Below are 16,810 nucleotides of genomic sequence, written 5' to 3' on the forward strand. Positions count from 1 at the left end.
AATCTTGTCCTCACAGCTCCATTTCGATCAGGCAGGGACCGGCCGACGCCTTGGCATCGGCCAGCGCGCGCTGCAGTTCGGCATTGCTGCGCACCGTGCTTGCCGGTACGCCATAACCCTTGGCCAGAGCCTTCCAGTCCACCCGCGGGCGGTCCAGTTCGGTAAGGCTGAGCGCTTGCGGCCCGAACTCGGTCACGCCAAAACGACGCAGCTCGTTCTGCAGGATCGCGTAGCGGTGGTTGGCGGCGATCAGGATCACCACCGGCAACTGCTCGCGGGCGATGCTCCACAACGTCTGGATGGTGTATTGCGCACTGCCGTCGGACTGCAGACAGAACACTCGGTTACCGCGCTCGGCCAGGGCCGCGCCGAAACCGACCGGTATGCCCTGGCCGATAGCACCGCCGGTATTGGTCAGCACACGGTGGCGAGCGGCATTGGCCGATGCCGTGAAGAATGGGTAACCGCAGGTTCCCCCTTCGATCGACACGATGCAGTCCTCAGGCAGAGCCGCGGCAAGAACCCGACCGACCGACTGAGGCGTCAGCTGTTCTTGCCCTGGCGGCAACTCGACACCGATAGGGCTGGCCACGAATGCCGGTGCGTCCAGGGCATTGGCCAGGGCGACCAAGGCACCGGTTACATCGTCACCGACGTCAGCCAGCCAGAGCAGACGATCGAGCTCGGCCAGGCGAGAGGGAATGCCCTCATAGCCGAAATAGCTGATCGGCTCCGGGACGCCGGCGCAAACTACGGCGTCGTACTGGTTAAGGATTTCGATGGCCACTTCGGGGAAGTACGGCAGGCGATCCAGGTCCGGCAGACCACCGCCACGATGACTCAGGCGCGGGAAGGTCTCGGCGAACAAACGCACGCCCGGTAGACCGGCCAGGCGCCCCGCCGCTTCAAGGCCGGCGGCAGACAGGCCATCATCGCCGACGATGAACACCAAGCGCTTGCCGGCACGCAGACTACGCGCAACCGCCTCGACCTTGTCGCTGGCAAAACGGCGAACCGGTGGGCGCAAGGCAGAAAAATTCAAACCCGCAGCGACCTCACTCGCTTGTAGATCCATCGGCAAAATCAGGCTGGCGATCTGACCACGTGGTTGCCAGGCAGCCTGCAGGGCGCTCTGCAGGTCTTCGCCGATAAGTTCTGCCGAACGCGACGTACGCACCCAACCGGACACCGTTCCTGCCAATGCGGTGATGTCACTGGCCAGCGGCGGATCGTAGTTCACATGCCAGGAGGCATGGTCGCCGATAACGTTGACGATTGGTGTATTCGCCCGGCGGGCGTTGTGCAGGTTGGCAATGCCATTGGCGAAGCCCGGCCCCAGATGGGTCAGGGTCATCGCCGGGCGGCCAGCGATACGGCCATAGCCATCCGCCGCCCCGGTACACACCCCCTCGAAAAGCGACAACACCGGCTTCAGCGCGGGTTCGGCAGCCATCGCCGCCACCAGCGGGATCTCGGTGGTTCCAGGGTTGGCGAAGCAGTACTCGACGCCGCTGGCGGCGGCAGCCTTGATGAGTAATTCGGCACCATTCATTCGTAGGCCTCACAGTTGTTGCGTTTCTGTTGTGAGATTTATTTCATTTAACAGAACACAGAACAACTTTTTTTTAACAAAAGGCTCAAAATACGAGACAAATGAGATTTTTTAGGGTGAAATAACCACCTGAAAACAACTCGCCAATATTACTAAGCAATAGAGCAATAGGCCCGCAGGGACCACGCAGCAACAGGAGCGCCATGAGTAGCTTGAGCAAGACATTGGGTGTGCTGGACCTCTTCGGTCCCAAGCAACTGCAGATAGATCCGGAGACCATCGCCGCACGCATGGGCCTGTCCAGGGCCACGGTCTATCGCTATGTGAAGGATCTTTGTGAAGCCGGCTTGCTCACCCGTGTGGGGGCCGGCAGCTACGCGCTGGGGGCGCGCATCATTGAGCTGGACTGGATGATGCGACAGTACGACCCCATTCTGACCGCCGGCCGCCAATTGATGCGCACACTCTCGGCCGAAACCGGGTTGGCTGTGTTCGTCAGCGTTTTCTACGACGGACGCATCATCAACACCTACATCACCAAGCCCAACGACACCTATCACTTCGCCTTCGGCCGCGGCCAGCCGCTGCCACTGTTCCGTGGCGCCCAGTCCAAGGTGCTGGTCGCCCACCAGAAGGGCCGCCACCTGCAGAAGCTGTTTGAGGAAACGATATCCAAGGACCCCGCCAATCCGTGCAGCGCGTACAGCTGGTCAGAGTTCGCCAGGGTAGCCAAGAAGATCCGCAAGGATGGCTATTGCATCACTCACGACGAGCTGAACCTGGGGCTGACCGGCATCGCTGCACCGATCATCAGCCTCGAAGACAAGGAAGTGGTCGCCAGCCTGTCTGCCGTGGGCAGCACTGACACCTTCAAGCTGCTGCGCCAGGAAACGGTGATAGATATGACCATCGAGACCACACGGCGGATTGCCGCCAATATGCAGGTACAGCGCACAGACAGTCCGTCCTGACTACACGCCTCGCACAGCCCGGCTGATTGGCGCTGCAAAGCGGCTGACGCTGCAATGCCACCAATGCCAGGTCTATACGGAAAACCGCCCATCAAGGGCGGCTTAATACATAGCGCGAGCCGATACCGAGTTTAGAACGGCACGATAACCACCAACTGGCTGTAGACGTTGGTGCCATTACCGCCGACCTGGTTGCCACCGTTGCTGGCATCCTTCTTCGGTTGGTAGAGGCCGATCAGCGGGCTGATGATGAGGTTGTCGTTCACTACCCACTCGGCAAACACATCCAGCTCACGAGCATCCAGGTTTAACGCATCACGCTGCTGCAGGGTGTTGAAGTCAAAGTACAGCGCCCCGAGAGTCAGGTTCGGCAGAGGGTTAACCTTGAATCCCAGGTGGTGGATGGCGGTATTACTGTTGAACGGCCCAGCATAGTTACCCGCAACCTCCCCCTGGAACCAGGTGCCGTAACCCGTGCTCAGCCCGGTGAACAGAGGATCCCAGCTCTCGGAGTAGCGGGTGTAGCGATAGGTCAGGTTCGGCGACCAGGCTAGGTCGGCGAAGGTGTAGCCCGCCTCCGCGTACCAGGCCGTCTCGGAGCCGGTGTCCAGGTCCTGCCAGGCATACTCGAAGGCGAAGTTGGCATTCTCGATGCCGGCATCACCCTCACCGCGCAAACTATAAACATCAAGGTCCTCACGCAGTGTCTGGGCGGGGCTGGCCCACTCCTCGGCGACATCGATCCCATGGACCCAGGTCAGCCCCAGGGTACCCGCCTTGCCTGTGTAATCCAGGGTGCCGGCGGCCAGTTCGGTCTCGGCCTGGGCGCGGTTGTCAGACTTGAGCCAGACGGCACTGCCGTGCAGGCCCTCTTCTCCACCGATACGGACCACTGCGGTGCGGTCGAAGGCATGCCGTGCGGCTAGATAGTAGGCTCCACCACGATTCAAGGCACCGTCTGCCGGCCCCTTGCCCAAGTTCAGGCCATCGTCGTTGATGAGGAAACCCCGGCCGAGTTTGACAACCTGACGCCCGAAGGAAAGGTCCACACCATCCTGACCTAGCACCGGGAACATATCGGCAGAACGCCAGCCCAGATAGGCATCCTCGATCTTGGTGGTGCGTTCGGAGCCGTCACTGTTGCCACCGGCGTCGCCATCGCCCCAGGTGCCGGAGCTGACCCAGTTGAGTGCACCGTAGGCGGTGCCGGAACCGGCGAGCCCCTGATCACCACTTACACCGTATTTGATGAAACCTTCGCGCCAGGAAGAACCACCCGCTGTACCGTCGTAGTTCTTGCGGCTATTCATCAAGCCGTAAACGGCCAGGATGTCAGCATTCAAATGGGTATCGTCATCAGCGTACAACTCGTAAGCCTGAGCCTGGCTGGCCATGCCTACCGCGATAGCCAGGGCGAGTCCGCCACGTAAAGCTCCGGTGAATTTTCGATGATTCATGTCAAGGCTCCTATTCTGCCCTTTGGGCTTTTTATTGTTGCTGTTGTGTCAGAGCACCCACCCACGCAACACCCCAGCGCAGGCGGGTTAGGCAAGCTAGCGATAAGCGCTAATAGCAGTCTCCAAAGCGCAAACAATTAACCCGGCCTCATCAGACGTGAGGGTCAAGGGAGGAGAAAGAATGATCTTGTTGCCGACCGCGCGAACCAGAACACCCTCAAGCCGCGCCACGTCGGCGATGCGCGCCGCATGCCCGGCAGCCGGGTCCAGCGGTTGACGGGTGCGCTTGTCTGCGACCAGGTCAATGGCAATCATCAACCCCTTACCACGGACCTCACCGACAACATCAAAACGCTCACTGAGCGGTTTGAGCTGCTGGAGCAACTGCGCCCCCACCCGACCCGCATTGCCCGGCAGATCTTCAGCCTCGACGATATCGAGCACGGCCAATGCGGCGGCACAGGCAACCGGATGACCGCTGTAGGTGTAGCCATGCATGATCACATTGCTGAAGCCGGGGCCACTCTCGATGGCATCGGCTATACGTGCATTGAACACGGTGGCACCGAGCGGGATATAACCGGCTGAAATGCCCTTGGCCAAACACAGGATGTCCGGCGCCACGCCCCAGCCGCGACTGCCCAGGATGCAGCCAGTACGGCCGAAACCAGTGACCACCTCGTCGGCGATCAGCAGAATCCCATAACGGTCGCAAATCTCGCGCAAACGCGGCCAGTAGTGCTCGGGCGGCACGATCACCCCGCCAGCCCCTTGCACCGGCTCGGCAATGAATGCGGCGATGGTGTCCGGCCCCAGCAAGGCGATCTGGTCTTCCAGTTGGCGGATGCAATGCTCGGTCAGTTGCTCGGGGTCACGGCAATCCCACGGATTGCGGTACAGCCAGGGGGTATCGAGCAGATGACAGCCGGCCAGCAATGGGCCGTGGTTGTAGTGATACACACCGTTGCCGCCCACCGACGTACCGCCCACGTGCACGCCGTGATAACCGTTACGCAGCGAGAGGAAGCGGGTACGACCGGGCTGACCGGAAGCGATCCAGTATTGCCGGGCCATCTTCAGCGCGGTCTCTACCGCATCGGAGCCGCCGGAATTGAAGAGCACGCGCGACATCTGCTCATGGGCGAACATCGAGGTGAGGCGCTCGGCCAGGTCGAACACCCGTGGGTGAGCGATGCCGTCGAAGGTCTGGTAATAGGCCAGCTCATCGAGCTGCGCCGCGATGGCGGCTTTGACCGTGGGGCGGTTGTGCCCGACATTGACGTTCCATAGCCCGCCCACGCCATCGAGCATGCGGTTGCCGTCGATATCGGTGATGTAGTTGCCATCGCCACGGGCAATGATCAGGGTCTTGGCCCGATTTTCCGAGGCCGATGAACTCATTGGGTGCCAGAATTTCTTCTGCGCGGTCTTGTATTTCTCGTACATGATTTCGTTCCTCAGACAGTTTCGCGCTTGCGGACGTACAACAACTGTTGGCCGGTACACTCCAGCAGCCCCTCCAAACCGAACTCGACACCAAAGCCGGACATCTTGCTGCCGCCGAACGGTGTATTCGGCTGGATCTGCGCATGGCAGTTGACCCAGGCCACACCACTTTCCAGACGGCTGGCGAAGGCCTGCGCCTGCTCCGGATCCAGCCCCCATACCGATCCGCCCAAGCCCATTTCACTGGCATTGGCACGGCGCAGGGCATCCTCCTCATCGCGGTAGGCGATCAGTGGCAACACCGGGCCGAACTGTTCTTCGTCCACAAGGCGATGGCCGTCGCTGATACCGGTGACTATGGTCGGCGGGTAGAAGAAGCCCGGGCGATCCAGGCGTGCACCACCGCACAGCACTTGGCCACCCTGGGCACGGGCGTCATCGACCAGCTCGGCCACCAATTCGAGTTGGTCGCGGTTCTGCACCGGGCCGAAGTTCACGTCAGCCTCGAGGCCATCACCGATCACCTGACGCCCGGCGATTTCAACCAACGCATCAGCGAAGGCCTGGTACTGGGATTCGTGTACGTAAAGACGCTTCAGCGCCGCACAGGTCTGTCCCATGTTGAGAAAGGCGGCCTGGAAAATGTCCTCCGCGACGGTCTCGACCGGTGTGCCCGGGAGCACGATGGCGGCGTCGTTGCCTCCCAGTTCCAGGGTCAGGCGCTTGAGGTTGCCGGCCGCTGCCTGCATGACCCGCTGACCAGTGGCGGTCGAACCGGTAAACACGATCTTGTGAATACCCGAATGACTGGATATCGCGCCGCCTAGGCCTCGCTCGCCGGTGACTATGTTGATCACCCCACGTGGCACATGACGGGCAATGATCTCGACCAGGCGCAGGGTGCTGAGCGGTGTCAGGCTGGACGGCTTGCTGATCACGCAATTTCCTGCGCGCAGGGCTGGCATGATGTGCCAAATGGCGATCATGAATGGCCAGTTCCATGGCGTGATCGAAGCCACCACACCCAACGGCTTACGGTGCAGCTCGATGCGATGTGCCAGGGTGTCCTCGACCAGCTCCACCGGGATATCCAGGTCGGCGGCATAGCGTGTCCAGGCCACCCCACCCATCACCTCGGAAAATGCCAGCGCAAGTGGCTTGCCCTGCTCTGCCACGATCAGTCTCGCCAAGCCGTCGGCGTCCCGTTCGATATCATCGGCGATAAGCTGCAAGCACTCTCGCCGGTATGCGTGGGTACTGTGCTGCCACCCCTTGAAAGCGGCCTGGGCGGCATTCACCGCTTGATCCAGCTGATCGAGAGAGCAAGACGTGCACTGCGCGAAAGCAACCTCCGTAGCCGGGTTGATCACGTCGAAGTGACCGTCCTCGCCCACTACTCGGGCACCGTCGATGAGCATTCGATAGTCGTACATAGGAACCTTCCATTCGCACGCCGGCGGGCAATACCCACGCGGCGGCTACTTGGTTTTTTCGGGATGGATGATGAGCGCCCAGGTGGACTCAGAGCTTGTGGCTACCCAGTGCCTTGAAGCGCTCGGGGGAAGCTCTGCGCAGACGCGCTGCCAGCATTACACCGACGACCAGGGCCGCCGGAATGACCGCACAGAGCCCATAGGACAGGGTCTTGCTCGAGCCCGTCAGCACGTCGAAGTGAACCACCGCGATGGCCAGCACGAAGAGCAGCGCGAGACAGGAAAATGCCGGCATGATGGTGCTACGAATCAGGTTCAGCTTCAGCTCGGGGTGCTTTCGGAAGTAGACCAGCACGGCCGCCGAAGTCAGCGCCATGAGCAGGAGCAAACACAAGGTGGCCAGGCTGGAGAACCAGGCAAAGAGCTGCAGGATGGGATCAGCCCCCATGGCAGCAAAGATCAGAACCACCACGGCGGCGATCAGGCTCTGCAACGCCGAGCCCATGTGCGGGCTCTGATGAATCCGGTGGGTCGTGCCCAGCAGACTGTGCAGCAGGCCATCGCGACCAATGGCAAAGAAGTAGCGTGCCGCCGAATTGTGGAAGGCAAGCAAACCAGCATAGATACTGACCAGGAACAGCACCCGAATAACCTGGGTCAACTCGGGCCCAACAAAATGATCGGACATGCCGTAGATGAAGGTGGTCGGATCCTCAAGCGACTGAATGGCCGGCACGATCTTGTCGGCCCCGACACCAATCACCATCGCCCAGACCGACAGTGCGTAGAACCCGCCGATCAGCAGTACCGAGGCATAAGTGGCTATCGGAATGGCGCGTTTGGGATTCTTCGCCTCCTCGCCATAGATGGTAGTGGCCTCGAAGCCGATAAACGCGGCGAAACAGAACAGCAGACCAATCGACGGCGTGCCGCTGAAAACATGCTCCGGCTTAAAGGAGTCAAGATTGATGCCCGCATCGCCGCCGCTCGTCAGGATGGCGACATCCAGCAAGAGAATGGCCAAATATTCGGCGATCACGATGAAGGACAGCACCCGCGCAGACAAGTCGATCTTGCGGTAGCCGAGCACGGCGATACTGACCATCGCCAACAGCGAGTAGACCCACCACGGCATGTCCAAACCGAACACGCTGTTCATGGTGCCTTCGGCTACGGCACCGAACATACCGTACAGGCCGACCTGCAGGATGTTGTAGCCGACCATGGCAAGCACCCCGGACGCGCCGCCGGCCAAGCCGCCAAGCCCACGCGCCGAGAATGCATAAAAGCCACCAGCATTGGTCACATGCCGGGCCATGGTGGTGTAGCCCACCGAGAAGGACAGCAGCACCAGCAAGGCAAGCACTAGTAGCGCGGGCATGCCGGCACCATTGCCAAGCATGATGCCGATGGGGAAGCCGCCAGCGAGAACGCTCAACGGACTCGCGGCGGAGACTACGAAGAAGATGATGAAACCGACGCCTAGGGCGCCGCGCCGCAACTCTGTCGAGCTCGCGACCGGAGGGGTATATACGCTCATTTTCTTGACCTTGTTATATGAGTCAGTCAATGGAAGACCGGAGAGCGGCACCGCGCCACTCTTGCCGACCAAAGAGTTTGTTGTTGTAGAGCTACTAACGAAATCGATGCTAGGCCTACCCCGGATAGTCCGCTATCCCAAATCGGCAGCATCGAAGTTCACGCTCCAATATGTATCAGGCCCATGGCTCCCTCCCCTCGCGAACCTGCCGATTTGGGATATCGCTCCTGCGCGCGGCACACCTATCATCGACCAAGGACGCCCACTCACAAGCGGCCGCCCTACCTCGCCGTGAAGAACAACAAGAAGATCTGAGGCCAGAAAAAATGATCAGAGGAAGCATTGCCGCCCTCGTCACACCGATGTCCCATACGGGTCAGGTGGACTACGACAGCCTGGAACGGCTGGTGGCGTTCCGCTTAGGCGAAAGCACCGACGCCCTTGTCGTGGCCAGTCGGTGCGCCGCTGCGCTCAGCGGTGACGAGGACAGCGCACGCGGACTCGATGCCCGCCTGCAAGCACTTAACGCCGCCTTGTTCATCGAGCCCAACCCTGTTCCGGTCAAGTGGGCCCTGCAGCAGATGAGCCTGATCGCCAAGGGAATCCGCTGGCCCATGACCTGGCTCTCCCCACGTCATGAAGAATCTCTACGCGCCGCTCTGCAAGCCCGCCTCGCAGCCCCTGCATCCTGAGGCCGTTACGCCCTGCCACTCCGCGCCGTACCCCCACAGGAGATCACGCCCCATGCCCTTCGACCGCCTTAGTATTCAGTGGCGAATCAGCCTGCTGAGCGGATTTTGTCTGTTGGCCGTTGTTGTCGTCCTGCTTGGCGCCACCCTGTATCAGACCCACCAGAATGCCGAACTGCTCAAGCGCGAAGGCGCCCGAATGCTCGGGGAATCGGCCCAGGCACGCCTGGAAGAGAGTGCAGCAGCCCAGGGCCTGCGCGTCGAACGCTTCTTCGACGAAGCAAGGCTATATGGCGAGGGGTTCGCCAATCAGGTGCTGCAACTGCGCGAACAGTCCAGCGAAGGACTGATTTCCGCCGAGCAACTGCGCCACAAGATCGTGACCAAGACCCAGAATGCACTACGCGAGAAACCGCAGATGCTCGGCATCTATGTGGTACTGCTGCCGGATGCCCTGGACGGCCAGGACTCACGCTTCGTCAACCAGCCTGGCGCGGCGGGCAACGAGACCGGACGCTTTGCCCTCTATTGGTCGCAAAGCGAACCGGGACAGCTGGCTCAGGCGGTACTGACCGAAGCGAATATCACCAGCAACCATGCCCCACCCGACAGAGAGCCAGAAAACGCCTGGTACGTCTGCCCGATGGAGAACGCTGCCCCCTGTGTGGTCGAGCCTTATGCAGTCGAGGTGGAAGGCCACAATACGTTGATGAGCAGCATCTCCCTGCCCTTAATCGAAGACGGCAAAATCCTCGGGGTAATAGGCATCGACATCAGCCTGACGAGTCTGCAGAAGCTGACTGAAACCCTTGGCGCCGACCTGTATCAGGGACAAGGCGAGATCAGCATTGTTTCTGCCAGCGGGCTGCTCGCCGGGCATAGCGCCAGTCCCGACGAGCTGGGAAAACCCTTTGCAACCGCTGACGACTCCGCCAGCGAACTCGAAGTGCTTCAGCCCCTGTACCCCTCTACCGAGGGCAGACCCTGGGAATTGCGCATCCGAGTTCCGCACAGCGTGCTCCAGGCGCCGGCACTGGATCTACAGGCGCAACTGGACCAGAGGAATAGCCAGGCCACCTGGCAGAACCTCAGCCTGGGCATCTTCGCCAGCACTCTCGGCTTGTTGCTGATCCGACTCACCGCGGTCGGTATCACTCGCCCGCTACTCAGGGTGGCAGAGGTGCTGGACGCGATCGTCGATGGTGATGGCGACCTCACCCAGCGCATCCCCAACGTCCGCAACGATGAACTCGGCAGGCTCGCCAACGGCTTCAATCGCTTTCTCGAAAAACTGCAACCCATAGTCGGAGAAATCCAGAAGGCCACGCTTCATACCCGCGACACCGCCGACCGCGGCGCCATGATCGCCAAGGAAATCGATGCAGGCATGCATCGGCAACATCGGGAAGTGGATCAAGCCGCCACGGCACTCCAGCAGATCAGCGCCAACGCACAGGCAGTGGCACAAAGCTCATCGCGAGCCGCCGAATCGGCAACGGCAGCCGAACAGGCCAGCCAGAGGGGCCTCGGCGTGTTCGATAAAACCACGGAGTGCATCGCACGGCTGGACCATGGCGTGGAGTTAAACCTGAAGGATATTCAGGCGCTTGCAGAGAGCAGCAAGCAGATCGGTCAGGTGCTCGATGTGATCTGCGCCATCGCGGAACAGACCAACCTGCTGGCCCTCAATGCGGCCATCGAAGCAGCCCGGGCAGGCGAGCAAGGCCGCGGTTTTGCGGTGGTCGCGGATGAAGTCCGGCACCTGGCCAGCCACACACAGAACTCAGTCGGGAAAATCCGCGAGGTCGTGGAAACGCTTCAGCGCCTCACCCACAACGTAGTGGAAAGCATGCAGCTAAGCCGAAACCAGGCGCGGCAAAGCGTCGAACTGGTCGCCGAGACGCACACCGCCTTGCGCACCATCGGTGACGCGGTAGCAGTGATTGATCAGATGAACCGGCAGATCGCCAGCGCCGCAGAGGAACAATGCGCGGTGGTGGAGGAAATCACTCGACGCGTAAGCGGGATTCGCAATATCAGCGAAGCGCTGACAACCCGGATAGAAGAGTCATCGCAAATGGGCCAATCGCTGAATGACATGGCCAGCCATCAGCAGCGCCTGGTGGAGCACTTCCGGACCTGAAGTGCAAACCCCGTAGCGGCCCCGGCATATTAAGGAATCGTCCCATGAAGTATCTGCTCTGCATCCTCGCCCTGCTCACCTGCGGCGGATCCCAGGCCGAGGATGTGCTGCGTTTCTACAGTTGGAAGGACTATTTTGATCCGGGGGTACTCGAGGACTTTCAGAGGGCGAGCGGCATCCGCGTGGATTACCACGCCTTCACCACCAGCGACGAACTGATCCTGGCGATGAAAAACGGTGACGCCTACGACGTAGTCGTTCCCTCGCACTTCATGCTCAGGCAGCTGATTGCCGAGGGGAAACTGGCGCCGATCGACACTCGCCGCCTGTCCAACCATGCGAGCCTGGACCCGTGGCTGCTCTCTACGCTCGCGGGTATCCCGTCGGCCAACCAGCATGCTGTTCCCTACCTGTGGGGATCGATCGGCATGGTCGTCAATTCGCAACTGGCTCAAACCGCCTACGGCGAGGCCCTTCCCAACAGCTGGGGCCTGTTGTTCGACGCCAGCAAGGCAGCACGCCTGGCAAGTTGCGGCCTGAGCATGCCGGACGCGCCCGAGGAGTCGACCTCGCTGCTGCTCAATTACCAAGGTCGTCGCCTGTCCAGCGCCAGCAGCCGACAAATAGGCCGCAGCTTGCAGGCGCTTGAGGTACTAGCCCCGCGACTACGGGCCCTCGACAACTGGGAGCACATTGACGAACTGGCCGAAGGAAGGTTGTGCCTGGCCATGAGCTGGAGCGGACATGCCATGCACGCCATGGAAAGAAACCCGATGCTGACCTATCGGATTCCACAAGAAGGAGCGGCGATCTACATCGACACCCTGGCGATACCGAGCAACGCACCGAATCCAGAGCGCGCCTACGGCTTCATCGACTTCCTGATCGCACCGGAAAACGCCATCCGCAACGCGCGCGTGACCAAGTTCTACGCTCCGCTGGCAAGCTCTTCGGCCGAGATGCTGAGCTTCGCCAAGGACAACCCCATGCAGGTCCTGAGTACCGAGCAACGGCGCCGGAGCTACCTGCTGGAAAGCCTGAAACCTGAACAAAAGCAGGCACTCGATCAGTCCTGGGAACAATTCAAGGCCGCTCGCCGCTGAACCTCGTCACAACAGCTTCCTCACGTCCCTCGAACCGACACTCGAGGGACAGCATTCATCTTTCGGAGAACCTGATGCAACTTACCGACCTGAACCTGCTGCGCGATCAGGCCTACATCGATGGCCAGTGGATCGAAGCCGACGACAATGCCCGTTTCGCTGTGACCAATCCAGCCAATGGCGAACTGATCGCCCATGTCGTCTCGCTCGGCAAGGACGAGACCGCCCGCGCCATCGATGCCGCCGAGGCGGCCTGGCCGGCCTGGCGCGGCAAGACCGCCAAGGAGCGTAGCGCCATCCTGCGCAACTGGTTCGAGCTGATCATGGCCAACCAGGAAGACCTGGCCCGCCTGCTCAGCTGGGAACAGGGCAAACCGCTGGCCGAGAGCCGCGGCGAGATCGCCTACGGCGCCAGCTTTATCGAGTGGTTCGCCGAGGAGGCCAAGCGCACCTACGGCGACGTGATCCCCCACGACAAGCAGGGCCGCCGCCTGGTGGTGATCAAGCAGCCGATCGGCGTGGTCGCGGCCATCACCCCGTGGAACTTCCCCAACGCCATGATCACCCGCAAGGTCGGCCCGGCCCTGGCCGCCGGTTGCACCGTAGTGCTCAAGCCGGCCTCGGAAACGCCCTTGTCTGCCCTGGCATTGGCCGTACTCGGCGAGCGCGCGGGCATCCCCGCCGGAGTATTCAACGTGGTGCCGGGCAACAACTCGCGCGCCATCGGCGGCGAACTGACCGGCAACCCCAAGGTACGCAAGCTGTCCTTCACCGGCTCCACCGGCATCGGCAAGCTACTGATGGCGCAGTGCGCCGAGAGCATCAAGAAGGTCAGCCTGGAACTGGGCGGCAACGCCCCCTTCATTGTCTTCGACGACGCCGACCTGGACGCCGCGGTGCAAGGCGCAATCGGCTCGAAATTCCGCAACAGCGGACAGACTTGCGTCTGCACCAATCGCTTCCTGGTGCAGAACGGCGTCTACGACGAATTCACGCGCCGCCTGGTCGCTGCCGTCGAAGCGCTCAAGGTAGCCCCGGCCACTGAAGATGGCGCGCAACAGGGTCCGCTGATCAATGCCAAGGCCGTGGAGAAGATCCAGCAACACATCGCCGATGCGCTGAACAAAGGCGCGCGCTTGCTCAGCGGCGGCAAACCCCATGCGCTCGGCGGCAGCTTCTTCGAGCCAACCGTGCTGGGCGATGTTCGCGCCGATATGCTGGTGGCCCGCGACGAGACCTTCGGCCCGCTGGCGCCGATCTTTCGCTTCGAGACTGAAGCCCAAGCCATCGCCATGGCCAACGACACCGAATTCGGCCTTGCCTCCTATCTCTACACGCAGAATCTCGGCCGCGCCTGGCGCGTCAGCGAGGCGCTGGAATACGGCATGGTCGGCGTCAACGAGGGCCTGATCTCCACCGAGGTGGCCCCCTTCGGCGGCATCAAGCAATCCGGTCTCGGCCGGGAAGGCTCGCACTACGGCATCGACGACTACATCGAGCAAAAGTACATGTGCCTGAGTATCGTCTGAAATGAGCGGAACAGAAAATCCACGTATTTTGCCAAAATAAGGAAGTTTTCTTCAGTGATTCCCTAAGCACACTACTGGGTGCCGGCAGGCCTTCTTTGCACAGACTCAAGTGGGAAATTCGACGCTGCCGGCCAAACATGTCAGTTGGCGAGTTGTCACCTCAAAAAGGTAAGCGCAAGCCAGCCTGTTTGCTTGGCGCACCAAACTCAAAGCAGGAGCCGCGGTAGTGCCCTGAGACAAGAAAACGCCAATAACTGGCCAGCTGAAGCCAAGAAAAAACTGCTGCGGTTCTCGTGCCGTGCTTAACCCTACTGAATGCGCGAGTACAGATCAATGACGCAACAGTTTGCGCAGCGGGATCCCATCTTTCAGCACAGGCGACTTGATGACGATGTAACTGAAGTACTTGGAAATGCCAATGTTCTTGTCCAACAGGCCTTCCATCACCGCCTGATAATGCTGGATGCTGCTAGTCATAAAGCGCACCAGGTAATCGTAGCCGCCGCTGATCAAGTGGCACTCGAGCACCTCATCGACCAAGCGGATATTGGACTCGAATTTGGCGAAGTCTTCGCGTTTGTGGTCGTGGAGGGTGATCTCGGTGAATACCGTCACCGAGTCGGTGATCTTGGCCAGATTGAGATGGGCCTTATAGCCGGAAATATACCCGGCCGATTCGAGCCGCTTGACCCGCTGCAGGCAGGGACTGGCCGATAGGCCGACCGCATCGGCCAGTTTGACGTTGGTGATGCGACCGTCTTTTTGCAGCTCGACCAAGATATTGATGTCGATTCGGTCCAGCTTGACTAAACCTTCCATGCGTACCTCTCGATCGCTATTCGTAGGCAGTCTTTTAGCAAACTCAGCGCCGCAAAGACAGCTGATGCTGAGCAACCAGATCGGCCATGCTGTTGATGCAATAGTCCGCCGGACACTGCTGAGTATAGTGGCCATGGCCACGATTTATCAGGCACAACCCCGCCGATGCGGGTGACTCGGCGGGGTACCTCGACACCTGCAGAATATCCTCGGCCTTGAGCTCGTTAGCGAGCAACCAGGCGCGGTCCTCCAATGGCTTGCTGGCAGGGGAAAGCAAATCCTCGGGCATGATTCCCAAGCGCTCGCAGAGCGCCTCACGATCCTCGGCATCACGGTCCCCATGCACCAGCAGCCGATAGAACTTGCGCAGATACAGCATGGCGCCGGGCGCGTCTTCGAACAGCGACCAGTTGCGTACCGAACGGGCGAACGTCATCCCCTCCTCCCAACTGACCTTGAGCCCCAAGCGCTCGGCCAACTGACGATGGGCGAAGCACAGTAAGCCGCTGAAACCCAGCTCGGAGAAACGCGGATAGAGCGCACGCACCGCCTCATTGAATTCGCTCAGTACCTCTTCCCGCCCCAGCATGCCGGGGCGGTTTTCCAGCAACGGCTGCAAGGCCGTCCAGACGCCGGTATCCCGATCGACCAGGACTTCATCACAGTCGATCAGCAGCGCTCGATAATCAGTCAGGTCCATGGTGTGTAGCCTCCTCTGATGCACTTCATCGATCCATGCTCCAAAACCTCCTCGGTCGGAGCGAACAGTGCGCGCCGACCGAGGACTTAGCTCAACTCAACACACGTGCCAGGGCTGCCTCGAGAATTTCCAGGGCTTCGTCGATCTGCGTGTCGTCGGTGACCAGAGGCGCGAGGAAACGCAGCACGTTGCGGTACACACCACATTTGATCACCAGCAGACCGCCGTTGCGGGCCTCATCGATCAGCTGCTGATTCAGCTCTGGATCCGGGCTGCGGTTCGCGTCGTCCTTGACCAACTCGATCGCCAGCATAAGGCCGGTGCCGCGTACATCACCGATCTGCTGCGGGTGGCGCGCTTGCAGGCGCATCAGGCCCTGGCGCAGACGTTCGCCCAGCTTGTCGCCGCGCGCCAGCAACTGTTCCTGCTCGTAGGTGTCGATCACCGCCAACGCCGCCGCGCACGCTAGCGCGTTACCGCCGTAGGTACCGCCGAGGCCGCCGGGGGCTGGTGAGTCCATGATTTCCGCACGGCCGACCACGCCCGAAATCGGCATGCCGGCGGCCAGGCTCTTGGCCACGGTAACCAGATCCGGCTGAATCCCGGCATGCTGGAAACCGAACCAGGTGCCGGTGCGGCCGAAGCCAGTCTGCACTTCATCGAGAATCAGCACGATGCCATGGCGCGTGGTCAACTCGCGTAGCGCCTGAAGGAATTCCGCCGGTGCCGAGAGGAAACCGCCGTCGCCCTGTACCGGCTCGATGATGATCGCGGCGACGCGATCTGGCGAGACCTGGGTGGCAAACAACTCGTTGAGGGCCTGCAGCGCCATCTCGCTGGTGAAACCACGATAGGCATTCGGATACGGCGTGTGGAACACCTCGGGCGCCATGCCGAAGTTCTGCTTATAGGGCTGGCTCATGCCGGTCAGGGTCGTACCGAGCAAGGTACGGCCATGGAAACCGCCACGAAAGGAGATGACCGCCGGGCGCTTAGTATGGGCGCGGGCAATCTTCACCGCATTCTCCACAGCCTCTGCACCCGAGGTGAACAGTGCCGCCTTATGCGCAATGCCACTGGAGCCAGCGACCAACTCGCACAAGCGTTGTACCAGATCGAGATAGGGCTGATAGGCCACCACCTGGAAGCAGGCGTGGGTGACCTTCTGCATCTGCGCCTGTACCGCCGCGACCACCTTCGGATGATTGTGACCGATGTTCATCACACCGATACCGCCGACGAAGTCCAGGTAACGTCTGCCGTCGACATCCCACAGTTCGGCGCCCTGGGCCCGATCGGCGACCAGCGGATGGGCAGTGACCAAGCCACGTGGCACGAACTGATCACGCTGCTGGAGCAGATAAGGGGTTTCTTCGACTTTGCTGTTCATGGCATCTCCCATAAGTGAGCCCGGCAACCGGGAGGCGG

Annotated in this window: 12 protein-coding genes and 3 pseudogenes; 7 read left to right on the forward strand and 8 right to left on the reverse strand. The window is 60.9% G+C overall.

Going from position 1 to position 16,810, the window contains the following annotated elements; genetic code table 11:
* Positions 1–10 precede the first annotated feature (10 nt).
* Entirely contained in the window at positions 11–1,552 is a 1,542-nt protein-coding gene (locus R3355_RS10540; RefSeq protein ID WP_318961144.1) for an acetolactate synthase large subunit, read from the reverse strand.
* A 203-nt stretch (positions 1,553–1,755) separates the two neighbouring features.
* Here R3355_RS10540 and R3355_RS10545 point away from each other — a divergent pair, with 203 nt between their 5' ends.
* Entirely contained in the window at positions 1,756–2,523 is a 768-nt protein-coding gene (locus R3355_RS10545) for an IclR family transcriptional regulator (protein ID WP_318961145.1), read from the forward strand.
* A 131-nt stretch (positions 2,524–2,654) separates the two neighbouring features.
* On the opposite strand, the gene R3355_RS10550 is transcribed toward R3355_RS10545, so the two are convergent.
* From R3355_RS10550 to R3355_RS10565, 4 genes are all read right to left on the reverse strand, one after another.
* Positions 2,655–3,980: an alginate export family protein gene (locus R3355_RS10550; protein WP_413243498.1), complete on the reverse strand. Its 1,326-nt coding sequence runs from the start codon at positions 3,978–3,980 to the stop codon at positions 2,655–2,657.
* A gap of 96 nt (positions 3,981–4,076) precedes the next feature.
* Positions 4,077–5,426, reverse strand: coding sequence for an aminotransferase class III-fold pyridoxal phosphate-dependent enzyme (locus tag R3355_RS10555; protein ID WP_318961146.1), 1,350 nt, complete (start codon positions 5,424–5,426; stop codon positions 4,077–4,079).
* A gap of 11 nt (positions 5,427–5,437) precedes the next feature.
* Positions 5,438–6,859 (reverse strand): aldehyde dehydrogenase family protein, encoded by a 1,422-nt coding sequence (locus R3355_RS10560; RefSeq protein ID WP_318961147.1) that lies wholly within the window; start codon positions 6,857–6,859, stop codon positions 5,438–5,440.
* An 88-nt stretch (positions 6,860–6,947) separates the two neighbouring features.
* Positions 6,948–8,399 carry an APC family permease gene (locus tag R3355_RS10565; protein ID WP_318961148.1) on the reverse strand — a complete coding sequence of 484 codons (1,452 nt, stop codon included), beginning with the start codon at positions 8,397–8,399 and terminating at the stop codon, positions 6,948–6,950.
* Between the two features lie 326 nt (positions 8,400–8,725).
* On the opposite strand from R3355_RS10565, the gene R3355_RS10570 reads away from it, so the two are divergent.
* From R3355_RS10570 to R3355_RS24345, 6 genes and pseudogenes are all read left to right on the forward strand, one after another.
* Positions 8,726–9,091, forward strand: coding sequence for a dihydrodipicolinate synthase family protein (locus R3355_RS10570; RefSeq protein WP_318961149.1), 366 nt, complete (start codon positions 8,726–8,728; stop codon positions 9,089–9,091).
* A gap of 196 nt (positions 9,092–9,287) precedes the next feature.
* A pseudogene (locus R3355_RS24335) lies at positions 9,288–10,373 on the forward strand (HAMP domain-containing protein); the annotation flags it as partial.
* Between the two features lie 342 nt (positions 10,374–10,715).
* Positions 10,716–11,231: pseudogene (locus tag R3355_RS24340) on the forward strand (methyl-accepting chemotaxis protein); the annotation flags it as partial.
* A 44-nt stretch (positions 11,232–11,275) separates the two neighbouring features.
* Entirely contained in the window at positions 11,276–12,334 is a 1,059-nt protein-coding gene (locus R3355_RS10580; RefSeq protein WP_318961151.1) for an extracellular solute-binding protein, read from the forward strand.
* Positions 12,335–12,408: 74 nt separating this feature from the next.
* Complete coding sequence (locus R3355_RS10585) at positions 12,409–13,863, forward strand: NAD-dependent succinate-semialdehyde dehydrogenase (protein ID WP_318961152.1); 1,455 nt, start codon at positions 12,409–12,411, stop codon at positions 13,861–13,863.
* A 74-nt stretch (positions 13,864–13,937) separates the two neighbouring features.
* A pseudogene (locus tag R3355_RS24345) lies at positions 13,938–14,136 on the forward strand (hypothetical protein); the annotation flags it as partial.
* Between the two features lie 57 nt (positions 14,137–14,193).
* Here R3355_RS24345 and R3355_RS10590 read toward each other — a convergent pair.
* The 3 genes from R3355_RS10590 to gabT all read right to left on the reverse strand — a co-directional run bounded on the left by R3355_RS10590 (position 14,194) and on the right by gabT (position 16,772).
* The gene (locus R3355_RS10590) at positions 14,194–14,682 is read right to left on the reverse strand and encodes an Lrp/AsnC family transcriptional regulator (RefSeq protein ID WP_172149405.1); all 489 of its coding nucleotides are present in this window, start codon (positions 14,680–14,682) and stop codon (positions 14,194–14,196) included.
* A 43-nt stretch (positions 14,683–14,725) separates the two neighbouring features.
* Positions 14,726–15,382 (reverse strand): 2-haloalkanoic acid dehalogenase, encoded by a 657-nt coding sequence (locus R3355_RS10595; protein WP_318945968.1) that lies wholly within the window; start codon positions 15,380–15,382, stop codon positions 14,726–14,728.
* A gap of 91 nt (positions 15,383–15,473) precedes the next feature.
* Positions 15,474–16,772, reverse strand: a complete 1,299-nt coding sequence (gene gabT / locus R3355_RS10600; protein WP_318961153.1) for a 4-aminobutyrate--2-oxoglutarate transaminase — start codon at positions 16,770–16,772, stop codon at positions 15,474–15,476.
* Positions 16,773–16,810: the final 38 nt, after the last annotated feature.

The organism is Pseudomonas sp. (genome assembly GCF_033723075.1).
Taxonomy (GTDB): domain Bacteria; phylum Pseudomonadota; class Gammaproteobacteria; order Pseudomonadales; family Pseudomonadaceae; genus Aquipseudomonas.